The organism is Streptomyces antnestii (assembly GCF_004005495.1).
Lineage (GTDB): Bacteria > Actinomycetota > Actinomycetes > Streptomycetales > Streptomycetaceae > Streptomyces > Streptomyces antnestii.
On sequence record NZ_RZYA01000010.1, the window covers coordinates 203,358 to 228,158 of the forward strand.

Here is a 24,801-nt window from a genome sequence, read left to right on the forward strand (position 1 = left end):
GCACGTCATGGGTCTCTTCGGCCGTAAGAACGACGCCACCACCGCCACCACCACCGACGCGGTCAGTGCCGACCTCGCCGCCCTGTCCGGCGACTACACCATCGACCCGTCGCACTCCACGATCGGTTTCGTGGCCCGCCACGCCATGGTGACCAACGTCAAGGGCTCTTTCCAGGACTTCACCGGCGCCCTGCACCTGGACGGCGGCGACCCGTCGAAGTCGACCGCGTCGATCGACGTCAAGATGGACAGCATCGAGACGGGCTCCGCCGACCGCGACGGACACCTGAAGAGCTCCGACTTCTTCAAGACGGACGAGTTCCCCACGATGACGTTCCGCTCCACGTCCGCGCAGGCGCTCGGCGGCGACGACTACCGGATCACCGGTGACCTGACGATCCTCGGCACCACCAAGCCGCTCTCCATCGACCTGGAGTTCAACGGCTCGGCGAAGGACCCGTTCGGCAACGAGCGCGTCGGCTTCGAGGGCAAGGCCCAGATCGTGCGCTCCGAGTGGGGCCTCACCTGGAACGCGGCCCTGGAGACCGGTGGCGTCCTGGTCTCGGACAAGATCAAGCTGGTCTTCGACATCTCGGCGATCAAGAACGCCTGATCGCCCCCTCGGTGAGCCGGCGCCCCGCGCCGCCCACCCCCTGAGCGCGCCCGCCCTTCCCGTTCCCCCACGGACGAAGGGCGGGCGCTCGGCGTTGGCGCACACGTAACCCTGGCCTCGCCACGGGAAGTTGAAGGTTACATTCCGGTATATCGGAAGATGAGACGCCTCCTTACACTCCCTTCACTTAGGCACCATGCGGCGTTACGCTGCGTCGGACTGCCGGGCGATTTCCGTCGCTCGCCGGTCCGTCCCCCCGCGCTCCGCACAAGCGGCCCCACCCCATGACCCCGGGCTCCCTCACCCCGCCGGGTCATGTCGGCGTCGCCGGTCGGGCCGTCTGCCGCTCCCCGAAAGGCGCCACCGTCCGATGAGCACGAACAGAGGGCTTCAGGCCAACGCCCTCGGCACCTCCGACAGCATCGTCATGGCGGTCGCTGGCAGCGCGCCCGCCTACTCGATCGCCGCCACCACCGCCGTACTGATCGGCACGGTGGGCCTGGCCGCGCCGGCCGCGCTCCTCTACTGCGCGATACCCATGCTCGGCATCGCCTGGGCCTTCAACTACCTGGGCCGCCTGGACGTGAACGCGGGCGCCAGCTACTCCTGGGTCGGCCGCGCCCTGCACCCCTTCCTCGGCTTCATCAGCGGCTGGTCCCTGGTGATCTCGGCGACCATCTTCATGGTCGCGGGCTCGCTCCCCGCGGGCGCGATGACGCTCGAACTCGTCGCGCCGTCCCACGCCGGGAACACCGCGCTCGCCGCGGCCGTCGGCGCCGTCTGGTTCCTGGCCATGCTGTGCGTCGTCCTCATGGGCGCCAAGCTGACCGTCCACGCGCAGCTCGTGATGTCCGGGATCGAGCTGGTCATCCTGCTCGTGGTGGCCTTCGCCGCCGTGTTCAGCGACAAGCGCGTCAACGAGTTCTCCTGGTCCTGGCTCGGGTTCTCCCACTTCGACGGGCCCTCCGGGTTCGCCGCGGGCGCGCTGATCGCCGCGTTCTACTACTGGGGCTGGGACGTCACCAGCAACCTCAGCGAGGAGACCCGTAACAGCCGCAAGACGTCCGGGCTCGCCGGGCTGATCGGCGTCGCCATCGTGTTCGTCCTCTTCGAGGTCTTCACGATCGCCACCAACATGCTGCTCACGCCCAAGGAGATCGCGACCAGCGACAACATCATGGGGCTGCTCGGCGACCGCGTACTGCCGGGCCCCGGCGGCAAGTTGCTGATCGTCGCCGTGATGCTGTCCACCATCGCCACCCTGGAGACCACGCTGATCCAGGTGACGCGCTCCCTGTTCTCGATGGGCCGTGACAAGACGCTGCCGTCCGCCCTCGGCAAGTCGCACCCGCGCTGGCAGACGCCGTGGGTCGCGATCGTCGTCGTCGGCGTCGTCGCCCTCGGGCTCTTCGTGGCGTCGACCGCGCTCGGTTCGGTCTCGGCCGTCCTGGAGGACGCCGTCGCCGCGATCGGACTCCAGATCGCGGTCTACTACGGCCTCGCGGGCCTCGCCGTCGTGGTCGCGTACCGCAAGCTGCTGTTCAAGTCGGCGGCCAACTTCTTCTTCGGCGGTCTGTGGCCGCTGGCCGGCGCGCTCTTCATGATCTGGGTGTTCGTCGAGTCCCTCGGCAGCCTGTCGTCCACGGCGATCGCGATCGGTGTCGGCGGCATCGCCGTGGGCATCGTCCCGATGCTCTGGTACCGCGCCAAGGGCGCCGCGTACTACCGGCCCGCCCGCCTGGACGCGGCCCGCGCCGAGCAGGTGCACGCCGAGTACGGGAACGAGACGCCGGTGTACGCGGCGTCGAGCGGTGACACCCTGTCCACGGACTTCTGACCCCCGTCGTCGTCCACCACCACTCACACGTCACCACTCACTACCGACTGGCGAGGCCCCGATGACCGTCCGTTTCGATCCCACGAACGGCGACCGGGCCCTGGCGTCGGCCCGGCAGGACATCGCGATCGGCCGCTGGCAGGGCCTCGCCGAGCTGTGCGCCGCGACCGGTTCCGACTGGGACCGGCGCACGTTCCGGATGCGGCTGCTCGCCCAGGCCACCGCCGGCACGTCGGTCGCGGAGTCCTGGCACGAGTCTCAGCCCCGCAACGCCGACGCGCTCGTCCTGCGCGCCGAGACCGAGGTGATGCGGGCGTTCAACCTGGCCATGGCGGCGGGCCCCGGAAACCCCGTGGACCCCGGCCAGTTGGAGCTGGCCGTGCGCACCGCGCTGCGCGCCGCGGACGCCTACCCCGCGGATCCGGTGCCCTGGGTCTCCCTGATGACGGTCGCGCGCCTCTTCCCGGGCGGGCACCCCTCGATGGAGCTCTGGTGGAAGGAGCTGCACCAGCGTGACCCGTACAACCGCGAGGGCCACCACCAGGTGCTGCGTCATCTGTCAGCGCGCTGGCACGGCTCGCACGGGGTCATGTACAACTTCGCGCAGGACGTGACGGCGACCCTCCCGCCCGGGTCGCCGCTCGCCGTGCTGCCTCAGGTCGCCCGGGTCGAGGAGTACCGCTACCGGGTCGAGCGGGAGGGCGCGCAGGCGATCGGCCTGCTCCAGTTCTGGAACAACGAGAACACCGCGTCGCAGGCCCGGCGCACCTGGAACCTGTGGATCGCCCAGCGGAGTTACGCGTACGCGCAGGACATCGCGGACCTCAACACCCTGGCGCACGCGTCGTGTTACGCCGACCTGACCGAGGAGGCCACGTACCTGTTCCAGCTCCTGGACGGGCAGGCGGCCCGGGTCCCGTGGTCGTGCCACGGCGCTCCCGAAGAGGTCTTCCACCGCTGGCAGGCGAAGCTGCTGGGGTAGGGCCTCTCGTTTGGATCAGGCCGACGGCGTCATGTGCGGCTGCCGCCGCGGGGGGAGCGGGGCCTGGTGCCGTGCATCGCAAGGCGGAGGAAGGAGCCCACGCGGTGGGGGCACCTCCCAGCGGTAGCTGGGGGAGTAGGCGACTGACGACAACGCCGCGAGGTGCGGTGCCAGGCCCCGCGAGCCCGGCATGATCCAAACGAGAGGCCCTAGCCATGTGACCTGTGCCACATCGTGGCTCCGTGGTGTCACAAACCCGCCCGCCGTGGCCGTCCAAGGGGTGAGCGCCACACGGGAGGAGCGAGCCCATGTCCGGAAGGGCCACGGAAGGCAGCACGGGGACGGTGCGCGGGAGGGGGCGGGCCCCGGCCGGTGAACGCGTCGCGGACTGGGCCGACGGCCGCCTGGGACTGCACACCCTCTCCAGGAAGTACCTGCGCAAGGTCTTCCCCGACCACTGGTCGTTCCTGCTCGGCGAGATCTGTCTCTACACGTTCGTGATCCTGGTCCTGACCGGGGTCTATCTCACCCTGTTCTTCCACCCGTCGATGAACGAGGTGGAGTACCACGGCAGTTACGTCCCGCTGAACGGCATCCGGATGTCCGAGGCGTACGCCTCCACGCTCGACATCAGCTTCGACGTGCGGGGCGGCCTGCTGATCCGGCAGATCCACCACTGGGCGGCGCTGCTCTTCGTCGCGGCGATGCTCGTCCACATGATGCGGCACTTCTTCACGGGGTCGTTCCGCAAACCGCGCGAGCTCAACTGGCTGTTCGGCTGGCTGCTCCTCGTACTCGGCCTGTTCGAGGGCCTGTTGGGGTACTCACTGCCGGACGACCTGCTCTCCGGCACCGGCATGCGCTTCCTCGACGGGGCGATCCTGTCGGTGCCGGTCGTCGGGACGTATCTGTCGATGTTCCTGTTCGGCGGGGAGTTCCCGGGGCACGACATCGTGGGGCGGTTCTACTCGGTGCACGTGCTGCTGTTCCCCGGCATCATGGCGGCGCTCGTGCTGACCCATCTGATCCTCGTCGTGTACCACAAGCACACGCAGTTCCCCGGTCCGGGAAAGACCGAACGCAACGTGGTGGGCGCGCCGTTCTTCCCGGTGTACCTGGCCAAGGCGGGCGGCTTCTTCTTCCTGGTGTTCGGCATCGTCGCGTTCATCGCGGCCGTCGCGTCCATCAACCCCGTCTGGAACTACGGGCCTTACCGCGTCGACCAGGTGTCCACGGGTGCGCAGCCCGACTGGTACCTGGGGTTCGCGGAGGGGCTGCTGCGGGTGATGCCGGGCTGGGAGATCACGCTGTGGGGGCACACGCTGGCCCTCGGCGTGCTCATCCCGTTGGTCGTGTTCCCCGCCGTCCTGGTGGTGATCGGCGCGTATCCGTTCCTGGAGGCCTGGGTCACGGGTGACCGGCGCGAGCACCATCTCCTGGACCGGCCGCGCGAGAGGCCGGTGCGCACGGCGCTCGGGGTGGCGTGGCTGACGTTCTTCCTCGTGGCCCTGGTGGGCGGCGGGAACGACATCTGGGCCACCCGCTTCCACATCTCGCTGAACGCGGTCACCTGGTGCGTGCGCGGCGCGCTCGTCGTGGGCCCGGTGATCACCTTCGTCGTGACCCGGCGGATCTGCCTCGGTCTGCTGCGCCGCGACCGTGACCTGGTGCTGCACGGCAGGGAGTCGGGCCGGATCACGCGCCTCCCGAACGGCGAGTACGTCGAGACCCATGTCCCGCTCAGCCAGGCGGAGCTGCACACCCTGACCGCGCACGAGCAGCCCGCGCCCCTGGAGCTCCCGCCCGCGACCGACGCGAACGGTGTGCGGCGCCGGGTGCCGCGCGGCGAACGGCTCCGGGTGCGCCTCTCGCACGCGCTGTACGGCGAGGGGGCGCACGTCCCGAAGCCGACCGCCGGGGAATACCTGCGGGCGTGGGCGCCGGGCAAGGCACCCGGCGGCGCTCAGAAGCCGCCGCCTCCGCCGAAGTCGCCGCCGCCCCCGAAGTCGCCTCCCCCGCCGAAGTCCCCGCCGCCGCCCCCGAAGTCACCGAAGTCGCTCGAGTCGAAGTCCGCCCCCGAGTAGTCCCCGCCGTCGTACCCGGCTCCGGGGCCGAAGTCCCCGTACCCGGAGCCGTACTCGGCCGCGTAGGCGGGGCTCGACATCATCGTGCCGAGCAGCGTGCCGAAGAGGAGGCCGGGCAGGATGCCGCCGCCGAAGTAGCCGCCGGCCCAGGGGCCGTAGGCGGGGCCCGCCTCGTAGTAGGGGCGGCGCTCGCCGTAGCCCGTGTCGACGGTGCGGACCATCGGGTCGGCGCCGTCCTTGATCCGGGCCGCGTCGGCCGCGCAGACCGGGACCTCCCGCTCGGCGCCGGTCGGCGGCGCCCAGGGCGCGTCCGTCACGGAGGGCCCGTGCCGCGGGTCGAAGAAGCAGGGCGCCCGGCGCTCGGGCAGCGGCCGGCCCTCGCGGCGCGCGGCCAGCATGGCCAGCGAGAACCGCCCGTCGTCCAGGGCCTGCGTCACCCCGCGCACGTCCTCGGGGCGCTCGGCGGCGGCCATGAACTGTTTCGCCTTCTCGTACGAGTCGAGCCCCCGCTCGTAGTCGGCGCGCATCGCGTCGTCCGCGCCCGGCTCGGCGGGGTGGAAGTCGAGCCGGTCCAGCTCCTCGCCGAACGCCGTGATGTCCTCGTCGACGACGACGCGCAGCTGCTCCAGGGCGGCCCGCTGCTCCTCCTCGTGCTGCCGGCGCCGCCTGCGGAGCACCGCGTATGTGACACCGCCGCCCGCGACGACGACCGCGCCGATGCCGATCAGGGGCCCGACCGGGCTGCCGCCGCCGCCCGCGCCCCACTCGGCGGGCGCCGTACCGTTCGCGTTGCGGACGGCCGTGTCGACGAAGTCGTTGAGCTGCTTGGTGACGTTCTCGCCCTGGACGCTGCTGGTCAGGTTTCTGACGGCGGCCGGCGACATCACCTGCCGGTCGGCCCTGGCGTCGAACCTCTGGCCGAGGCGGATCGCGTAGACGCCGGTGATGCCGGTCTTGGTGCGCAGGTTCGTGAACAGCGCCTGCGTCGGGAAGCCAGCGGGCAGCACCGCCACCATGACGGGCTTGTCCGCGTCCTTGATCTTCTTGGTGAGGGCGTCGGCGTCCCCGGCGGCCAGCTGCTCGGAGGCGGCCGGGTCGACGTACACGGGGCTGTGCCGCAGGGCGTCGGCCACGGTGGAGACATCGGAGGGGGCGGCAGCCCTGGCCCCCGGTGTCACCGCCGCCATGGCCCCCAGGGCGAGCAGTGTTCCGGACAGGGCGGATATCAGGCGCGATGCCCGGCGCGTGGGCCTCATACCTCGACGCTAACGCAGGAGGGGCCCGCGTGCTGCCCGTACCGGAGGGCAGCACACGGGGCCCTGAGGCGTGCTATTCGACCGGCTCGACCCCGGCCCGCAGCAGGCCGTACGTGTACGCGTCCTCGAGGGCGCCCCACGACGCGGCGATGACGTTCTCGGCGACGCCGACGGTGGACCACTCGCCCGCGCCGTCGGTCGTGGAGATCAGGACCCGGGTCGTGGAGGACGTGCCGTGCTTGCCCTCCAGGATGCGCACCTTGTAGTCGACGAGCTCCAGCTTGGCGAGCTGCGGGTAGATCCGCTCAAGGCCGACGCGCAGGGCGCGGTCGAGGGCGTTGACCGGGCCGTTGCCCTCGGCCGTGGCGACGATGCGCTCGCCCTTGGCCCACAGCTTCACGGTCGCCTCGTTGGCGTGGGTGCCGTCGGGGCGGTCCTCGACGATGGCCCGCCACGACTCGACGCGGAAGTAGCGCCGCGCCCGGCCCTCGGCCTCCTCGCGCAGCAGCAGCTCGAAGGAGGCGTCGGCGGCCTCGTACGTGTAGCCCTCGAGCTCGCGCTCCTTGACCCGCTCGACGACGCGGCCGACGAGCTCGCGGTCGTCGGAGATGTCGACGCCGAGCTCCTTGCCCTTGAGCTCGATGGACGCGCGGCCCGCCATGTCGGAGACGAGCATGCGGATGCGGTTGCCGACGAGGTCGGGGTCGATGTGCTGGTAGAGGTCCGGGTCGACCTTGATCGCGGAGGCGTGCAGGCCCGCCTTGTGGGCGAACGCCGAGACGCCCACGTAGGGCTGGTGCGTGGACGGGGTGAGGTTGACGACCTCGGCGATGGCGTGCGAGATGCGGGTCATCTCCCGCAGCGCGCCCTCGGGGAGGACCTTCTTGCCGTACTTGAGCTCCAGGGCGGCGACGACCGGGAAGAGGTTGGAGTTGCCGACGCGCTCGCCGTAGCCGTTGGCCGTGCACTGGACGTGGGTGGCACCCGCGTCGACGGCGGCGAGGGTGTTGGCGACGGCGCAGCCGGTGTCGTCCTGGGCGTGGATGCCGAGGCGGGCCCCGGTGTCGGCGAGGACGGTGGCGGTGATCGCCTGGACCTGCGCGGGGAGCATGCCGCCGTTGGTGTCGCACAGGACGACCACGTCGGCGCCTGCCTCGTGCGCGGCCGTGACGACGGCCTTGGCGTACGTGGCGTTGGCGCGGTAGCCGTCGAAGAAGTGCTCGCAGTCGACGAAGACGCGGCGGCCCTGCTCGCGCAGGTAGGAGACGGTGTCGCGGACCATCTCCAGGTTCTCGTCGAGGGTGGTGCGCAGGGCGAGTTCGACATGCCGGTCGTGCGACTTGGCGACGATGGTGACGACCGGGGCGCCGGACGCGACGAGGGCCTTGACCTGCGGGTCCTCACTGGCCTTGGAGCCGGCGCGGCGGGTGGCGCCGAACGCGACGAGCTCGGCGTGCTTGAAGTCGATCTCCGCCTGGGCGCGGGCGAAGAACTCGGTGTCGCGGGGGTTGGCGCCCGGCCAGCCGCCCTCGATGAAGCCCACGCCGAAGTCGTCCAGGTGCCGGGCGATGGTCAGCTTGTCCGCGACGGTCAGATTGATGCCCTCACGCTGCGCGCCGTCGCGCAGTGTGGTGTCGAAGACGTGGAAGTCGTCGTCGACGCGGGAAGCGGGGTAATGGTCGTCGGTTGCGTCCGTCATGCTGATCTGGCTCCTGTGTCGGATCTCGGTCTACCGGAATGACCGGCTCCACCGTCCCCCTATGATCCCTCGCGCTCCGGTCCCGGCTTGAGGTGGGCCAGGAAACGAAAAAACCCCTCGCGGGTGCGAGAGGTCTGCGCGCGGGTCGAGACGACGATGTCCGCCCGTACGTGGTCGTACGTGGCGGTCACTGCGGACCGGCGCGCCTGCTGCCAATAATCATGGCGAACGAGAGCACGTCGGCAGTGTGCCACAGCCCGGGCGTGGCCCGGGCCGTGGTCTCACGATGTGGGCTCAGACCGCTTCGGCCGGGCGCTGCGCGGCCCCGGGCGCCGGGACCGCGACCCGGTTCAGGTCGATGTCCCTCGTCTCACGCATCGTCAGGTAGACGATCAGGGACACCGCCGCGCACCCGGCGACGTACCAGTAGAAGCCCGACTCCGCGCCCGCGTCCTTGAACCACAGGGCCACGTACTCCGCCGTGCCGCCGAAGAGGGCGTTGGCGATGGCGTACGGGAGGGCGACGCCGAGGGCGCGGATGCCGGTCGGGAAGAGCTCGGCCTTCACGCACGCGTTGATCGACGTGTAGCCGGTGACCACGACGAGGGCGAGCAGGGCGAGGCCGAGGGCCGGCCAGAACGAGCCCGCGTGCTTGAGCATCGTCATGATCGGCACGGTCAGGAAGGTGGAGCCGACCGCGAAGGTGATCAGGAGCGGGCGGCGGCCGATCCGGTCGGAGAGCCGGCCCGCGAGCGGCTGGATGCAGGCGAAGACGATCAGCGCGCAGAACGAGACGAGCGTCGCGGTCTCCTTGCTCAGACCGGCGGAGTTCGACAGGTACTTGGTGAGGTACGTCGTGTACGTGTAGTAGGCGACGGTGCCGCCCATCGTCAGCGCCATCACCAGGAACGCCTCGCGCCGGTGCGCCCACAGAGCCTTGATGGTGCCCTTCTGATCGGCGCCCGCGTCGTCGGCGGACTCCTCGTAGACGTCGGTCTCCAGCATGTTGCGCCGCAGGTAGAAGATGACCGCGGCGCCGAGCGCGCCGACGATGAACGGGATGCGCCAGCCCCAGCTGTGCAGCGCGCCGTCGGACATGGTGCGCTGGAGCACGATCTGGAGGCCGAGGCCGACGATCTGACCTGCGGTCATGGAGACGTACTGGAAGCTGGAGGCGAAGCCGCGGCGGCTCGGGTCGGACGCCTCGGTGAGGTAGGTGGCGCTGGCCGCGTACTCGCCGCCGACCGAAAGTCCTTGCAGGAGACGGGCGACGAGCAGGACGACGGCGCCGCCGTACCCGGCCACCGCGTAGGTGGGCGCGATCGCGATGAGCACGGCGGACGCCGACATGAGGGTGACGGTCAGGGTGAGTGCCGCCTTGCGGCCCTTGCGGTCACCCACCCTGCCGAGCAGCCAGCCGCCCACGGGCCGCATGAAGAAGCCGACGGCGAAGATGCCGGCCGTGTTCATCAGCTGCGCGGTCGGGTTCCCGTCGGGGAAGAAGGCCCCGGCGAAGTAGGTGGCGAAGCTCGCGTACACGAACCAGTCGAACCACTCGACCATGTTCCCGGCCGACCCGACCAGGATCTTCTTCCATTGCTCTCGTCCCATGGACGGCCACGCTGCCGGACCGCTTCACTCCGTGACAAGGGCGTCACAGGCAACGATCGCGCCTACTTGCGTTCTTTGTGGTCATGGCTTGGCGGTCAGGCGTCGAGGGCGAGCACGGCGAAGGTGGCCAGCCAGTGATCGGTGGTGAAGTCGCCGCGGTCCACGGCGGGCAGGCCCGCCGCCAGGTGGGCGTCCGCCGCCTCGGCGAGGCGCGTGCGGACGGGACCGTCCGGCAGCGCGCCCGCGACGGTGCGCAGCGCCGCCGCCTTGCTGAGGGCGAGGCCGAGGAGGTGGCCGATCTGCGGGTCGGCGTGGTCGGAGACGACCGGAACCTCCAGGAGGGGGCAGGGAGTTCCGGCGCGCAGGGCGGGCAGGAACCGGTCCAGCCACGGCTCGAACTCCGGCCCCGCGAGCACGCGCCGCATCGCGTCGGCCTCGGTCAGCGCCGGGGACAGGAAGTCCTGCCCCGACGGCTCCCAGTGGGCGGGCGCGTCGTGGTCGTCGCCGAACCAGGACCGCAGCCGCTCCCGTACGGCGTCCAGGGTGGCCGCGGGCAGCCCGGCCCGCTCCCCCGTGTCGAGGACGAGGCCGAGCGAGAACGCGCTGTTGGGATGGTTGCCGTGGCGCACGGGATAGGTGGCCTTGGGCAGCCAGTCCAGGAGCAGCCGGTCGACGGTGGTGACGGCGGGGGCGAGGGCGTCGGCCCAGCGCTCGCCGTCGGGTCCGCCGTGGGCGCGGCACTCGGCCGCGAGCGCGATCAGCCAGGCCCAGCCGTACGGCCGCTCGAAGGACGGCCGGCCCTGGAGGTAGGTGGCTTCCGTGGCGAGGTGGCCGGGGGTGAGGTGCCGGTCGAGTACGGCGGTGACCTCGGCCACCTGCGCGGGGTCGGGCAGCTCCTTGAGGAGCCGGACGAGCAGCCAGTGCATGTGGACGGACGAGTGCCAGTCGTAGGCGCCGTAGAAGGCGGGGTGGAGGGCACTCGGGCGGGTGTCCTCGTCGGCCGAACTGACCAGGTGGGCGGGGAAGTTGGGGTATTCGCGGGTGACGTTGGCCAGGGCGAGGCGGGCGACGTCGGCGGCGTCGGGCATGGGAGGTCCTTCCTGGTGGGCGGCCGGGGCCGGGGTCAGTGCGTCGCGCCTTCCGTCACCCTGACGTCCACCGTCGTGCCCGCGGCGGCGAGCAGCAGGGCCCGCAGTCCGCGGGCGACGGTCTCGGCGGGCAGGGCCGCGGCGGTCCCGTCGGGGACCTGCTCCGGCGCCCACGGCACGTGCACGAACCCGCCGCGTACGCCGGGGAGTTCGGTGGCAATGAGGTGGCCGAGGCCGTACGCCACGTGGTTGCAGACGAACGTGCCCGCCGTGTTGGAGACGGCGGCCGGCACCCCGGCCTCCCGCATCGCGGCGACGCACGCCTTGATCGGCAGCGTGGAGAAGTAGGCGGCGGGCCCGCCCGGGACGACCGGCTCGTCGATGGGCCGGGCGCCCGCGTTGTCGGGGATCCGGGCGTCGTCGACGTTGACGGCGACGCGTTCCACGGTGACGCCGGGGCGGCCGCCCGCCTGGCCGACGCACACGACCAGGTCGGGGCGGGTCTCCTGGACGGCGCGGCGCAGGACGGCGAGGGACTCCCCGAAGAGGCACGGGAGCTGGACCGCGGTGACGGTGAGCCCTGCGGGCGGCTGGTCGGCGACGAGGGAGGCCGCCTGCCACGAGGGGTTCACGCGCTCGCCGCCGAACGGCTCGAAGCCGGTGATGAGGACACGGGTCATCGGGTCAGCCCTTTCTGGCTTTCTGGACTCGTTCCGATCGCTTTCCGATCGCTTTCCGAACGCTTTCCGAACGCTGCCTAGTAGGCGAACAGCGCCATGATCACGATGTTGCAGCCGAGCAGCACGAGTCCGGTCGGCAGCTGTGCCTTGATCGGGCCGTACTGGTCCTTCAGTTCGAGGAGCGAGGCCGGGACGATGTTGAAGTTCGCGGCCATCGGCGTGCAGAGCGTGCCGCTGAAGCCCGCCAGCATGCCGATCGCGAGGACGGCGGCCTCGTTGCCGTGCATCTGCTGGATGAGGACGGGCCAGCCGATCGCCGCCGTCATCACGGGGAACGCGGCGAAGGCGTTGCCCATGATCACGGTGAACAGGAACATGCCGACGCAGTACGCGATCACGGCGAGGTACTTGGAGTTGTTCGGCAGGACGTCGTTCACGAGCGTGCCGACCTGGGTGCCGACGCCGGCGACGGCGAAGATCGAGCCGAGCACGGCAAGCAGCTGAGGCAGCAGCAGGGCCGAGCCCATGGCCTCCAGCATGGAGCGCCCCGCGTGCAGGGGGACGGAGATCTTCCGCTCGCCGGTGACGAACATGCCGACGGCGAGGGCGGCGATACAGCCGAGGCCCAGGCCGATGAGCGTGGCCTTGCCCGTCTCGAACAGGCCCGACCCGTCGAGGAAGGACGCGCAGACGATGGCGACGACCGGGATCGTCAGGGCGGGGATGAAGATCTTGCTGCCGAGCCGGGCCGCGGAGGCCTCGCGCTGGGCGGTGGTGGTGGTGACGGGGACGCCCTTGCCGATGAAGTTGAATCCGGCGAGCACGATGAGGGCGAGGACGGCGAGGCCGAGGGGTTCGGCGGGCAGCGTCCAGCTCGCGGAGCCCGGCTGCGCCGCGTTCAGCTCGGCGTTCACGACGCCGGTGCCGTAGGGGAAGGTCAGTCCCAGCAGTCCCCAGAACGCGGCGGACGTCCAGCGCTTGGGGTTGGTGCGGTCGGCCGCCATCTGGGCGGCCATGACGACGAAGACGAGCCCGATGAGCCAGTAGAGCCATTCGACCTTGATCACTTGCCGGCCTCCTCGGACCCGTTGCCCGTGCGGGACGCCGCGGCCCGCGGGGGCGGCGGCAGTTCGTTCTCTGCGGCGTGCAGCGCCATCTCGCGTTCCAGCTTCCGGTCCAGGAGCAGCAGCCGGGCGCCGTGGACGACGAGGGCGCAGACGGCGAGCGGGATCGCCCACAGGGCCAGCTGGGTCGGTTCGAGCTGCTGGTGGTACGTCGAGTTCACGAACCCGGTGATGAGCAGGATCGAGCCGATCGCGATGAAGCAGTCCTCGCCGAAGAACAGGCCCACGGTGTCGGACGAGGCGGCGAACGACCGGACCTTCTCGCGCAGCCGGTCGGGCAGCGGGCCGCCGGTGGTGCGTTCGGCGGCGGCCTCGGCCATGGGCGCGACGAGCGGGCGCACGGTCTGGGCGGGGCCGCCGATGCTGTTGAGTCCGAAGGCCGCGGTGACCTGGCGGATCAGCAGGTAGACGGCGAGGAAGCGGCCCGCGCTGAGCTTTCCGAGCCGGCCGATGAGGGTGCGGGCCTGCTCGCGCAGGCCGTACCGCTCCAGGAGGCCGATCACCGGCAGGACGATGGCGAAGACGGTGACCGAGCGGCTGTCGGCGAAGGACCTGCCGAAGGCCGCGAGGACCTCCAGCGGGTTCATTCTGCCGAGCAGTCCGGTGACGATACCGGCGACGCCCACCACGAGGACGGGGTTGCGGCGCGTGACGAATCCGAGGATCACCACGAGCACGCCGAGAAGAACGATCATGCGGCGGCCTTCTTCAGGGCACGAGGGGACACGGACCGGATCATGCGCTTCCGGCTCCGTGGGGGATGCACGGACCGTAGAGGATCGTTCAACGATCGAACAAGGGGTCGGGGGCGTCCGTGACAAAAATCGACCCCTTGTCGGATCGTTCAACAATCCTCTACGTTTACCGACGTGCGCCCCGACCTCTTCGAACTCTTCGACCTCAACGCCGACCTCGGCGAAGGCTTCGGCCGCTGGACCCTCACCGACGACGAGGCGCTGCTCTCCGTCGTGACCAGCGCCAACGTCGCCTGCGGCTTCCACGCGGGCGACCCCTCCGTGATGCGCCGCGTGTGCGACCTCGCGGCCGAGCGCGGCGTACGGATCGGGGCCCAGGTGTCGTACCGCGACCTGGCCGGGTTCGGGCGGCGCGCGATGGACGTGCCCGCCGGCGAGCTGGCGGCCGAAGTCGCGTACCAGATCGGCGCGTTGAGGGTGTTCGCCGAGGCGGCCGGGGCCGAGGTGGCCTATGTGAAGCCGCACGGCGCCCTCTACAACCGCACGGTCCACGATGAGGATCAGGCGGGCGCCGTCGTCGCGGGCGTCCGGCTCGCGGGCGGCTCGCTGCCCGTGCTCGGCCTTCCCGGCTCCCGGCTGCTCGACGCCGCCCGGGACGCCGGTCTCGAAGCCGTGCCGGAGGCCTTCGCCGACCGCGCCTACACCTCCGGCGGCACGCTCGTGCCGCGCGGCGAGGCGCATGCCGTGGTCGCCGACGAGGACACCGTGGTGCGCCGCTCGGTGGCGTTCGCCGTCGACCGTGCGGTGGACGCCGTGGACGGCACTCCCGTCGCGGTCGCCGCCCGCTCCCTGTGCCTGCACGGCGATACCCCGGGCGCGGCCCGGCTCGCGGCCCGGGTGCGTCAGGCGCTCGAAGAGGCCGGGGTCAAGGTCGGGGCGTTCGCGTGACGGCCGCCCCGCCGTCGATGGCGGTACGCCCCGCCGGGCGGCACGCGCTGCTCGTGGAGCTGCCGGACGCCGAGCGCACCGGCGCGTTCCACGCGGAACTGCTGCGCCGCCGCGCCGCCGGGACGCTGCCTCCGGTCGCCGAGATCGTGCCGGGCGCGCGCACGGTCCTGCTCGACGGCGTGGGCGACCCGGAGCTCCTGACCCGCCAACTCGCCACCTGGGACGTCCCGTTGCACGCTCCCGGGGAGGGCGCCGTCGTCGAGATCCCCGTGGTCTACGACGGTCCGGACCTCGCCGGGGTGGCCGCCCTCTGGGGCATCGGCGAGGACGAGGTCGCGGCCCGCCACTCCTCGTACACGTACCGCGTCGCGTTCTGTGGCTTCGCCCCCGGCTTCGGCTATCTCACGGGCCTGCCCGACGCGTTGCACGTGCCGCGCCACGCGACCCCGCGCACCCGTGTCCCCGCCGGGGCGCTCGCGCTCGCCGGCCCCTACACCGCCGTCTACCCGCGCGCGACGCCCGGCGGCTGGCAGCTGATCGGCACGATGCCGGACCCGGCGCCGCTGTGGGACCCGTCCCGGGACGCGGCGGCGCTGCTGACCCCCGGCACCCGCGTGCGCTTCGTCAGAGGTGACGCATGACCGCCGCCAAGTTCACCGTGGTCCGCGCCGGGGCCCTCACCACGATCCAGGACGCGGGCCGAACGGGCCATGCCCACCTGGGAGTTCCGCGCTCCGGAGCGCTGGACGCGCCCGCGATGCGGCTCGCCAACCGGCTGCTCGGCAACCCCGGTGACGCCGCCGTCCTGGAGACCACGCTCACCGGGTGCGCCCTGCGGCCCGACCGGGCGGTCACCGTCGTCGTCGGCGGTGCGCCCTGCCCGGTCACCGTCGACGGCACGCCGGTGCCGTGGGGCGCCCCGGTGCGGGTGCCCGCGGGCGCGGTCCTCGACGTGGGGACGGCGGCCTCGGGCGTGCGCTCGTACGTGGCCGTGGCGGGCGGGATCACCGTCGAGCCCGTGCTCGGCAGCCGCTCGACGGATCTTCTGTCGGGGCTCGGTCCCGCTCCCCTGGGCAACGGCGACGTGCTGCCCGTCGGCTCCCCCGGCCCCTGCCCGCCGCTGCCGCCCGCCGCCCCCTGGCCCGCCCCGCCGGCCGCGCTGACGCTGCCCGTGCGGCTCGGCCCCCGCGCCGACTGGTTCACCGCCGGGGCCCTGCGCACGTTCACGGCCGCGGCCTACCGCGTGTCCGCGCACAGCAACCGCATCGGCCTGCGCACCGAAGGACCGGCCCTGGAACGGGAGTTGACGGGCGAGCTGGCCAGCGAGGGCATGGTGCTCGGCGCGGTACAGGTGCCGCCCGACGGCCGCCCGGTGGTCTTCCTGCACGACCACCCGACGACCGGCGGCTACCCGGTGATCGGCGTGGTCCCCGAGACCGCCCTCGCCGCCGCGGCCCAGGCCACCCCGGGCACGCTCCTGCGGTTCGTTTCGGCCGGTTAGGGCGTGTCCGGCGGATCAGGGTCGGACAGGTCGCGGCGTCCGGTGCGGTGCATCGCAGGGCACCGGAGCGTCCTGACAGCGGAGCTGTCCGGGCGTTTCGGCAACGCGGCGAGGCGCCGTGCGAATGGGGGCACCCCCAGCGGTAGCTGCGGGAGTCGCGACCCCGGCCATGATCCGAACGAGAGGCCCTAACCGAGCGCCTCGTCCAGGAACTCCCGTACGTGGGACAGGATCCGGCCGCGGTCCGTGCCGCGCAGGCCGATCGCGACGTGGATGGAGAAGCCGTCGAGCAGCGCCCGCAGCCGGGACGCGAAGCGGTCGGGATCGAGCGACGGGATCTCGCCGCTGGAGATGCCCTCGGCGAGCAGGGCGACGAGGTCGCGGTGCCAGGCCCGCTCGATCGCGGCCTGCCGCTCGCGCGCGTCGTCGTCCGCGTTCTGCGAGCGGTTCCAGACCTCCAGCCACAGCGTCCAGTGCGGATCACCCTCCGCGTCGGGGACGTACAGGTCGACGTAGGCGTCGATGCGCTCGCGGACCGTGCCGCCGCCGACGAGGAGCCGCGCCCGCTCCCCGCCGAGGCGGCCCTCGCTCCACTCCAGGGTCCGCAGCAGCAGCTCGTCCTTGGAACCGAAGTAGTAGAGCAGATGGCCGCTGCTCATGCCGACCTCGCGGCCGAGCGCGGCCATGGTGAGCTTCTCCAGGCCGCGCTCGGCGATCATCTCCATGGCGGCGGCGAGGACTTCTTCGCGCGGAGGGGCGTGCTTCCGGCGGGCCTGGGCCACGGGGACTCCTGCGGATGTTTCAGTGTGCGGACGTGATCTTCGGCTGCTGCTGGGTGATGCAGTGGATGCCACCGCCCCCGGCGAAGATCGTACGGGCGTCCACGAGCTGCACGGTCCGGTCCGGGAAGAGACCGCGGAAGATCCCGGCCGCGACCTCGTCGTTCGGGTCGTCGAACGAGCACAGGACGACGCCGTCGTTGCACAGGTAGTGGTTGATGTACGAGTAGTCGACCCAGCCCTCGTCGTCCTTGAGGACGGTCGGCGCGGGGACCTCGACGACCTCCAGGGGCCGGCCCTTGGCGTCGGTCTCGCCCTTGAGCTGGGCGATGAGCTGCAGGCTCAGCTCGTGGTCGGGGTGGGCGGAGTCCTGCTGCGAGTGGACCAGGACGACGCCGGGCGCGGCGAACGCGGCGACGATGTCGACGTGGCCGCGGGTGCCGTACGTGCCGTAGTCGCCGGCCAGGCCGCGCGGCAGCCAGATCGCCTTGGTGGTGCCGAGCCGGGCGTGGATCTCCTGCTCGACCTCGGCCTTGGTGAGGCCGGGGTTGCGGTCGGGGTCGAGCTGCACGGTCTCGGTGAGGAGCACGGTGCCCTCGCCGTCGACGTGGATGCCGCCGCCCTCGTTGACGAGCGAGGTGGAGTGGACGGGCACGCCGGCGAGGTCCGCTATGTGGCGGGCGATCTTCGAGTCGTGCTCCCAGACGGCCCAGTCCTGGGCGCCCCAGCCGTTGAACGTCCAGTCGACGGCGGCCAGTTCACCGTCGTCGCCGACGACGAACGTGGGGCCGATGTCGCGCATCCACGCGTCGTCGAGGTCGCGCTCGACGAGGTCGATGTCGTCGCCGAGGAGCGCGCGGGCCGAGTCGGTCTGGCCGGTGCCGACCACGACCGTGACCGGCTCGAAGCCGCGTACGGCGCGGGCGACGGACGCCCAGGCCTCGCGCGCCTCGGCCAGCTCGGCGTCGTTGGTGAAGGTCGGGTTGGGGCTCGGCCACGCCATCCAGGTGCGCTCGTGCGGGGCCCACTCGGGGGGCATGTGGAAGCTGCTCATGAGGGGGTCCTCACAGGAAGTAGAGACGGTTCAGGGAGACGGAGTCGGCCGGTTCGGACTGGACGGGACTGCCGTCGAGGGTGACGAGTCCGGTGCGCTGGTCGACGTCGATGGAGCCGGTGCGGGAGTTGAGGCGCAGGTCGGCGGGGCCGATGCCGCGGGTGCCGCGGACGGCGACGCGACGGCGGCGGGTGGGCATCTTGTCGTTGCCCTGGTCGATGGCGGCCTGGGCGACGAAGGCGACGGAGATGTCCGCGGCCGTCGCGCCGTACGAGCCGAACTGCGGCCCCAGGACGAGGGGTTCGCAGGTGTCGGTGGCCGCGTTCGGGTCGCCGACGACGCCGTACGCGGGGAAGCCGGACTTGAGGACGAGCTGGGGCTTGGCGCCGAAGAACTCGGGGCGCCACAGCACGATGTCGGCGAGCTTGCCGACCTCGATGGAGCCGATCTCGTGGGAGAGGCCGTGCGCGATGGCGGGGTTGATGGTCAGCTTCGCCATGTAGCGCAGGACGCGCGCGTTGTCGTCGTGCGCGCCGTCGCCGTCCATCGGGCCGAGTTCGCCCTTCATCTTCGCGGCCATGGCGAAGGTGCGGCGCACGGTCTCGCCGGCGCGGCCCATGCCCTGCGCGTCCGAGGACGTGATGCCGATGGCGCCCAGGTCGTGCAGGACGTCCTCGGCGCCCATCGTCCCGGCGCGGATCCGGTCGCGGGCCATCGCGGCGTCGCCCGGCAGGTCGGTCTTCAGGTCGTGGACCGAGACGATCATGCCGTAGTGCTCGGCGACGGCGTCGCGGCCGAAGGGCAGGGTGGGGTTGGTGGACGACCCGATGACGTTCGGGACGCCGGCCATCTTCAGGACGTTCGGTACGTGTCCGCCGCCGCAGCCCTCGATGTGGAAGGCGTGGATGGTCCGCCCCTCGAGCACCTTCAGGGTGTCCTCGACCGACAGGCACTCGTTCAGGCCGTCGCTGTGCAGGGCGACCTGGACGTCGTGCTCCTCGGCGACGCGCAGGGCGGTGTCCAGGGCGCGGGTGTGGGCGCCCATGTCCTCGTGCACCTTGAAGCCGGACGCGCCGCCCTCGGCGAGCGCCTCGACGAGCGGGGCGTCGTGCGAGGACGAACCCCGGCCGAGGAAGCCGATGTTGACGGGCCAGGCGTCGAAGGCGTTGAAGGCGTGGCGCAGCGCCCAGGGCGAGTTGACACCGACGCCCCACACGGGCCCGAACTCCTGGCCGATGATCGTGGTGACGCCGGAGGCGAGCGACGCCTCCATGATCCGTGGCGACAGCAGGTGTACGTGGGTGTCGACGGCGCCCGCGGTGGCGATGAGGCCCTCGCCGGACACGATGGACGTGCCGGTGCCGACGACGACGTCGACGCCGTCGAGGGTGTCGGGGTTGCCGGCGCGCCCGATGGCGTGGATCCGGCCCTCGCGGATGCCGATGGAAACCTTCCGGATCCCCTGCACAGCGTCGATCACGACGACGTTGCTGATCACGACATCGCAGGTCTCGCGGACGGCGGCGGCCTTGAGGTGCAGTCCGTCGCGGGCCGTCTTGCCGAACCCGGCCAGGAACTCGTCGCCGTACGCCTGCGCGTCGGACTCGACCCGGACGGTCAGGCCCGAGTCGCCGAGGCGGACGCGGTCACCGGCGCGCGGGCCGTGGGTCGCGGCGTACGCGTGGGGGTCGATGTGCCGGCTGCCCGGCGCGCAGTGATCGCTGTGCTTGGTGGGCCTGCTCATGCGCCCGCTCCCTTCACTCCCAGATATCCGCAGGCGGCGGCCCTGCGGAGGGCCTCCGCCTTGGCGCCCGGCGCGTCCAGCGGGCCGTCGACGAGGCCGGCGAAGCCGATCGCCACGCGCGCGCCGCCGATGGGCAGCAGGCCCACCTCGACGCTCTCCCCCGGCCCGAACCGCACGGAGGACCCGGCGGGGACGGCGAGGCGCATGCCGTAGGCGGCCTCGCGGTCGAAGTCGAGGCGCGGGTTGGCCTCGAAGAAGTGGAAATGGGAGGTGACGGAGACGGGGACGGTCGCGGTGTTGGTCGCCGTGAGCGTCACCTCGGCGGGCGGGTCGTCGTGCTCGGGGCCCGGGAGCAGCGCGCCCGGCGCGTCCTCGCCGAGCGACGAGCCGATCGGGTCGCTCACGACGGCGAGCCGGGACCCGTCGTCGAAGACGGCCTCGACATGGACCTCGGTCACGACGTCGGAGACGCCGGGGAGCACGTCGCCCGGGCCGAGGACGGAGCGGGCCGCCTCGATGGCCTCGGCGAGCCGCCGGCCGTCCCTGGCCGCCTCGCACACCGTGTCCGCGATCAGGGCCGTCGCCTCGGGGACATTGAGCCGCAGGCCCCTGGCCTTCCTGGCCCTGGCCAGCTCGGCGGCCCCGAACAGCAGCAGCCGGTCGCGCTCCGTGGGGGTCAGACGCACGCCACCACACCTCCGTGTCCCAAGTCGTTGCCTGAAGCCGTCCCGCCCGCTGTCCGTCGCTTTCGACGTGAGCCACTACCACTGGACGGGCTTCAATTTAGAGCATCACTCTAACAATCGATTTCCTGTCCGTGAAGTGTTGACGCGCGTTGGCATGTCAGTCACATTAAAACGTCATTGAGCGACGCTCTAACTCGTGAATCCGCCCCCCAGGAGAGCACGCATGCCGATCGAAACGCGCGGTGTCGACACCGTCCCGGACGAAGAACGCACGAGTCGTCCACGGGACCTGGTCAGCATCCTTCTCGGCTCCAACCTCGCGCTCGGCGTGATCATCTTCGGCGCGCTGCCGGTGACGTTCGGTCTCGGATGGTGGGACTCCTTCACGGCGCTGGTCACCGGCACCGTCGTCGGCAGCATCCTCGTCGCGCCGCTCTCCCTGGTCTCCCTGCGCACCGCGACCAACCTCTCCACCAGCAGTGGCGGGGCCTTCGGCGTACGGGGCCGGCTCCTCGGCTCGATCATCGGCCTGCTGCTCTCCCTCGGCTACACCGCGCTGACCCTCTGGGTCGGCGGTGACTCGGTGGTCGGCGCCCTGCACCGCGTCGTCGGGCTCCCCGCGAACGGCGTGACCACCGGCATCGTCTACGCCGTGCTGGCCTTCGCCACCGCCTTCGGCGCCGTGTTCGGCTTCCGGCTGCTGCTCCGTATGAGCCGGGTACTGGCCATCGGGATGACGATCCTGCTGATCCTGGGCGTCGTCGCCTACGCACCGCACTTCACCACCGCCGCGCCCGATCCGAGCGGCTACGCGCTGGGCGGCTTCTGGCCGACCTGGATCCTCTCCGCCGTCGCCGCGGGCCTCAGCGGTCCGATCGCCTTCATCACCCTGCTCGGCGACTACACCCGCTACATCTCGCCCAGGCGCCACAGCAGCAAGGCCGTCTACCTGTGCACCTACGCGGGCCTGATGGCCGGCCTGCTGATCCCGCAGCTGTTCGGCACGTTCAGCGCCATCGCCGTGCACGCCGACGACTGGGCCGTGGGCCTCGTCTCGGCGGCCCCGGGCTGGTACCTGGTCCCGCTGGTGCTCGCCGCGTCCGCCGGCTCGGTCGGCAACGCCGGTCTGATGCTCTACAGCATGGGCCTGGACATGGACGCGATCCTGCCGAAGGCGAGCCGCACCCAGTGCACGTACGTCATCGCCGGCGCCTCCACCGTCCTCGTCTACGCCGGCCACTTCCTGTGGAACGCGACGGACGCCATGACCGCGTTCGTACTGATCCTGACCGCCCTCGGCACCCCGTGGGCGGTCATCACGCTGCTCAACCACTTCCGCTGCAAGGGCGTGTACGACTCCGAGTCGCTCCAGGTCTACAACCGCGGCACCGTCGGAGGCATCTACTGGTTCCAGGCCGGCTGGAACGTCCGCGCCGCCGTCGCCTGGGCGATCGGCGCGATCGTCGGCGTCCTCTGCGTCGACGCGACCCCGACCTACACCGGCCCCCTGGTCGCGCACACCGGTGGTATCGACTTCAGCTTCCTGCTGTCCGCCACCATCACGACCGTCGCCTACCTGACGCTGAACATCGGGCAGAAGCCCCCCACTGTCCCGGCCACCACCGAGGCGGCGCAGCCGGCGGCGGAGGCCGTGGCGGCCGCGACCCGATGACGCCTCCGGCGGGGCGTCATCGGGTCGCGGCCGCCGGGACACCACCGTCCCACCGCGCACACCCGAGATGACAGATGACCCGGCAACTCGACGTTGCCGGGTCATTCGTTCTCACCACGATGCGCTCGCCCCCGCCGGCGGGCCGGCGGGGTGTCCGGGACTAGCCCAGCGGGTGCATCCAGCCGTGCTTGTCCTCGGTCGTGCCGCGCTGGATGTCGAGGAGGGCCTCGCGCAGCTTCAGCGTGACCTTGCCGGGCTCGCCCGCCGACTGCTGCCACTCGCCGCCGGCGCGCTTGACGGTGCCGACGGGGGTGATCACGGCGGCGGTGCCGCAGGCGAAGACCTCGGTCAGCGTGCCGTTCTCGGTGTCGGCCTGCCACTGGTCGATGGAGACGCGGCCCTCGACGGACTCGAAGCCGAGGTCGCGGGCGACCGTGAGGAGCGAGTCACGGGTGACGCCCGCGAGGAGCGAACCGGTCAGCTCCGGGGTGACGATCTTGTCCCCGTACACGAAGTACAGGTTCATGCCGCCCAGCTCCTCGACCCACTTGTGCTCGACGGCGTCGAGGTAGGCGACCTGGTCGCAGCCGTGGGCGCTGGCCTCGGCCTGGGCGAGCAGGGACGCCGCGTAGTTGCCGCCGGTCTTGGCGTCGCCCATGCCGCCGGGGACGGCGCGGACGCGGTCCTCGGACAGCCAGATCGACACCGGCTTGACGCCACCGGCGAAGTAGGCGCCCGCGGGCGAGGCGATCACGATGAAGAGGTACTCGTTGGCGGGCTTCACGCCCAGGCCGACCTCGGTCGCGATCATGAAGGGACGCAGGTAGAGGGACTCCTCGCCGCCGTGCGCCGGGACCCACGCCTTGTCCTGCTGGACCAGCAGGTCGCACGCCTCGATGAACGTCTCGACCGGCAGTTCGGGCATCGCCAGACGGCGGGCCGAGGCCTGGAAGCGCTTGGCGTTCATCTCGGGGCGGAAGGTGGCGACGCCACCGTCGGGCTGCCGGTAGGCCTTGAGGCCCTCGAAGATCTCCTGCGCGTAGTGCAGGACGTTGGTCGCCGGGTCGAGGGAGAGCGGCCCGTACGGCACGAGCTGTCCGTCGTGCCAGCCGCGGCCCTCGGTCCACTTGATCGTCACCATGTGGTCGGTGAAGTGGCGGCCGAATCCGGGGCCGGCCAGGATCGCCTCACGCTCCGCGTCGGACAGCGGGGTGGAGGAGGGCTTGAGCTCGATCGTGGGCGTCGTCATGGTTGCGTGTCCTTCACCGGTTGTGTGTGACGGACCGCATCCACGCTCGCGCAACGGAAGCCCGAACCAACCGACTACTTGGTCGTCCGAGCTTCTGCGTTCACCGCGGCCCCACGTTCGATTATCGCTCGTGAGGTCCGGCGCACGAAAACTGCCCGTACGGGTGCGGCGTGAGGTGCGGTCCTGGGGTTGATGGTGGCACCCGGGGACCGCAAAGGTGAAGCCGCCGGGTGCGGAAGCGACCCGGCGGCTACTTAAATGCTGGAAGTGCTCTAAGTGGCTCGGCGGGTGTCAGCCGGCTACTCGGCCGGCGAGCGCGTCGCCGATCTCGTCGGTCGTACGCGCCGTGGTGCCGCGCTCGGCCAGGTCGGCGGAGACGGCGTCCTCGATACGGACGGCCTCGGCCTCGTAGCCGAGGTGGCGCAGCAGGAGCGCGACGGACAGGACGGTGGCCGTGGGGTCGGCCTTGCCCTGGCCGGCGATGTCGGGGGCCGAGCCGTGGACCGGCTCGAACATCGACGGGAACTCGCGGGACGGGTTGATGTTCCCGGAGGCCGCGACGCCGATGCCGCCGGAGACGGCCGCGGCGAGGTCGGTGATGATGTCGCCGAAGAGGTTGTCGGTGACGATCACGTCGAAGCGCTCGGGGTCGGTGACGAGGAAGATCGTCGCCGCGTCCACGTGCAGGTAGTCGGTGGTGACCTCGGGGAACTCGGCCGCCACCTTGTTGAAGATGTTCGTCCACAGGTGGCCCGCGAAGGACAGCACGTTGTTCTTGTGGACCAGCGTGAGCTTCTTGCGGGGGCGGGCCTGGGCGCGGGCGAACGCGTCACGGACCACACGCTCGACACCGAAGGCCGTGTTGACGGAGACCTCGGTGGCGACCTCGTGCGGGGTGCCGGTGCGGATCGAGCCGCCGTTACCCGTGTACGGGCCCTCGGTGCCCTCGCGGACCACGATGAAGTCGATCTCCGGCTCGCCCTTGAGGGGCGTCGCCACACCCGGGAGCAGCTTGCTCGGGCGGAGGTTGACGTGGTGGTCGAAGAGGAAGCGGAGCTTGAGCAGGAAGCCGCGCTCCAGGACGCCGGACGGGACCGAGGGGTCACCGATGGCGCCGAGCAGGATGGCGTCGTGCTGCTTGAGGGCCTCGGCGTCCGCGTCGGTGAGGGTCTCACCGGTGGCGTGGTAGCGCCGCGCGCCGAAGTCGTACTCCTTGGTCTCCAGCTTCACATCCTGCGGGAGGACGGCGCCGAGGACCTTGAGCCCCTGGGCCACGACCTCCTGGCCGATGCCGTCACCGGGGATCACTGCGAGATTGAGGATGCGAGAGCTTGCCGACATACGGGCACCCTACTCGCCGTCCCATGGAATGACACTGGCTGTCCGCCATTCGGACGGCGGTATGTGGAGTGCCGGGCCGCCGTGACTGTCGAGCCGTCAGATTCTGTTCACCCGTAGGTATGGCCGTCGTTCCGTGTTGCTGGGAAGTTGCCTTCCTA

Annotated in this window: 21 protein-coding genes and 1 pseudogene; 8 read left to right on the top strand and 14 right to left on the bottom strand. The window is 71.4% G+C overall.

What is annotated here, in order from left to right; genetic code table 11:
- The first annotated feature begins 7 nt into the window (after positions 1–7).
- From EOT10_RS22020 to qcrB, 4 genes and pseudogenes are all read left to right on the top strand, one after another.
- Positions 8–613 (top strand): YceI family protein, encoded by a 606-nt coding sequence (locus EOT10_RS22020; protein ID WP_127829993.1) that lies wholly within the window; start codon positions 8–10, stop codon positions 611–613.
- Positions 614–983: 370 nt separating this feature from the next.
- A complete protein-coding gene (locus EOT10_RS22025; RefSeq protein ID WP_127829994.1) occupies positions 984–2,450 on the top strand; it encodes an APC family permease in 1,467 nt (488 codons plus the stop codon).
- 61 nt (positions 2,451–2,511) lie between these two features.
- Positions 2,512–3,432, top strand: coding sequence for a hypothetical protein (locus EOT10_RS22030; protein WP_127829995.1), 921 nt, complete (start codon positions 2,512–2,514; stop codon positions 3,430–3,432).
- 308 nt (positions 3,433–3,740) lie between these two features.
- Positions 3,741–5,357: pseudogene (gene qcrB, locus EOT10_RS22040) on the top strand (cytochrome bc1 complex cytochrome b subunit); the annotation flags it as partial.
- Between the two features lie 38 nt (positions 5,358–5,395).
- On the opposite strand, the gene EOT10_RS42075 reads toward qcrB, so the two are convergent.
- From EOT10_RS42075 to EOT10_RS22075, 8 genes are all read right to left on the bottom strand, one after another.
- The gene (locus EOT10_RS42075; RefSeq protein ID WP_127829997.1) at positions 5,396–6,772 is read right to left on the bottom strand and encodes a hypothetical protein; all 1,377 of its coding nucleotides are present in this window, start codon (positions 6,770–6,772) and stop codon (positions 5,396–5,398) included.
- Positions 6,773–6,845: 73 nt separating this feature from the next.
- Positions 6,846–8,471 (bottom strand): citramalate synthase, encoded by a 1,626-nt coding sequence (gene cimA / locus EOT10_RS22050; protein ID WP_127829998.1) that lies wholly within the window; start codon positions 8,469–8,471, stop codon positions 6,846–6,848.
- Between the two features lie 59 nt (positions 8,472–8,530).
- On the bottom strand, positions 8,531–8,662 hold the full coding sequence (locus EOT10_RS42635; protein WP_262985435.1) for a hypothetical protein: 132 nt from the start codon (positions 8,660–8,662) through the stop codon (positions 8,531–8,533).
- A 103-nt stretch (positions 8,663–8,765) separates the two neighbouring features.
- Positions 8,766–10,082: an MFS transporter gene (locus tag EOT10_RS22055; RefSeq protein ID WP_127829999.1), complete on the bottom strand. Its 1,317-nt coding sequence runs from the start codon at positions 10,080–10,082 to the stop codon at positions 8,766–8,768.
- A 95-nt stretch (positions 10,083–10,177) separates the two neighbouring features.
- A complete protein-coding gene (locus EOT10_RS22060) occupies positions 10,178–11,170 on the bottom strand; it encodes a DUF2891 domain-containing protein (RefSeq protein ID WP_127830000.1) in 993 nt (330 codons plus the stop codon).
- A gap of 35 nt (positions 11,171–11,205) precedes the next feature.
- On the bottom strand, positions 11,206–11,850 hold the full coding sequence (pcp, locus tag EOT10_RS22065) for a pyroglutamyl-peptidase I (protein WP_127830001.1): 645 nt from the start codon (positions 11,848–11,850) through the stop codon (positions 11,206–11,208).
- A 77-nt stretch (positions 11,851–11,927) separates the two neighbouring features.
- Positions 11,928–12,917, bottom strand: a complete 990-nt coding sequence (locus tag EOT10_RS22070) for a DUF979 domain-containing protein (protein ID WP_127830002.1) — start codon at positions 12,915–12,917, stop codon at positions 11,928–11,930.
- Positions 12,914–13,669, bottom strand: coding sequence for a DUF969 domain-containing protein (locus tag EOT10_RS22075; RefSeq protein ID WP_127830003.1), 756 nt, complete (start codon positions 13,667–13,669; stop codon positions 12,914–12,916). The genes EOT10_RS22070 and EOT10_RS22075 overlap by 4 nt, the downstream gene beginning before the upstream one ends.
- A 174-nt stretch (positions 13,670–13,843) precedes the next feature.
- Here EOT10_RS22075 and EOT10_RS22080 point away from each other — a divergent pair, with 174 nt between their 5' ends.
- The 3 genes from EOT10_RS22080 to EOT10_RS22090 are packed head-to-tail and all read left to right on the top strand — an operon-like array spanning position 13,844 to position 16,118.
- Positions 13,844–14,617 carry a LamB/YcsF family protein gene (locus EOT10_RS22080; RefSeq protein ID WP_127830004.1) on the top strand — a complete coding sequence of 258 codons (774 nt, stop codon included), beginning with the start codon at positions 13,844–13,846 and terminating at the stop codon, positions 14,615–14,617.
- Between the two features lie 17 nt (positions 14,618–14,634).
- Positions 14,635–15,258, top strand: a complete 624-nt coding sequence (locus EOT10_RS22085) for a 5-oxoprolinase subunit B family protein (protein ID WP_127830077.1) — start codon at positions 14,635–14,637, stop codon at positions 15,256–15,258.
- On the top strand, positions 15,255–16,118 hold the full coding sequence (locus tag EOT10_RS22090; RefSeq protein WP_127830005.1) for a 5-oxoprolinase subunit C family protein: 864 nt from the start codon (positions 15,255–15,257) through the stop codon (positions 16,116–16,118). Before EOT10_RS22085 ends, EOT10_RS22090 begins: the two co-directional genes overlap by 4 nt.
- A 188-nt stretch (positions 16,119–16,306) precedes the next feature.
- Here EOT10_RS22090 and EOT10_RS22095 read toward each other — a convergent pair whose 3' ends face one another.
- The 4 genes from EOT10_RS22095 to ureA all read right to left on the bottom strand — a co-directional run bounded on the left by EOT10_RS22095 (position 16,307) and on the right by ureA (position 20,381).
- Entirely contained in the window at positions 16,307–16,843 is a 537-nt protein-coding gene (locus EOT10_RS22095) for a TetR/AcrR family transcriptional regulator (RefSeq protein ID WP_431313309.1), read from the bottom strand.
- Between the two features lie 76 nt (positions 16,844–16,919).
- Positions 16,920–17,951 (bottom strand): agmatine deiminase family protein, encoded by a 1,032-nt coding sequence (locus EOT10_RS22100; RefSeq protein ID WP_127830007.1) that lies wholly within the window; start codon positions 17,949–17,951, stop codon positions 16,920–16,922.
- Between the two features lie 10 nt (positions 17,952–17,961).
- Positions 17,962–19,695, bottom strand: a complete 1,734-nt coding sequence (locus EOT10_RS22105; protein WP_127830008.1) for an urease subunit alpha — start codon at positions 19,693–19,695, stop codon at positions 17,962–17,964.
- A complete protein-coding gene (ureA, locus tag EOT10_RS22110) occupies positions 19,692–20,381 on the bottom strand; it encodes an urease subunit gamma (protein ID WP_127830009.1) in 690 nt (229 codons plus the stop codon). Before ureA ends, EOT10_RS22105 begins: the two co-directional genes overlap by 4 nt.
- 223 nt (positions 20,382–20,604) lie before the next feature.
- Between ureA and EOT10_RS22115 the strand changes: the two genes are divergently transcribed.
- Positions 20,605–22,053, top strand: a complete 1,449-nt coding sequence (locus tag EOT10_RS22115; RefSeq protein WP_127830010.1) for a cytosine permease — start codon at positions 20,605–20,607, stop codon at positions 22,051–22,053.
- A 160-nt stretch (positions 22,054–22,213) separates the two neighbouring features.
- Here the strand turns inward: EOT10_RS22115 and EOT10_RS22120 are convergent, their stop codons facing one another.
- Positions 22,214–23,302: a branched-chain amino acid aminotransferase gene (locus EOT10_RS22120; RefSeq protein ID WP_127830011.1), complete on the bottom strand. Its 1,089-nt coding sequence runs from the start codon at positions 23,300–23,302 to the stop codon at positions 22,214–22,216.
- Between the two features lie 291 nt (positions 23,303–23,593).
- Positions 23,594–24,643 (bottom strand): 3-isopropylmalate dehydrogenase, encoded by a 1,050-nt coding sequence (locus tag EOT10_RS22125; RefSeq protein ID WP_127830012.1) that lies wholly within the window; start codon positions 24,641–24,643, stop codon positions 23,594–23,596.
- Between the last annotated feature and the right edge of the window lie 158 nt (positions 24,644–24,801).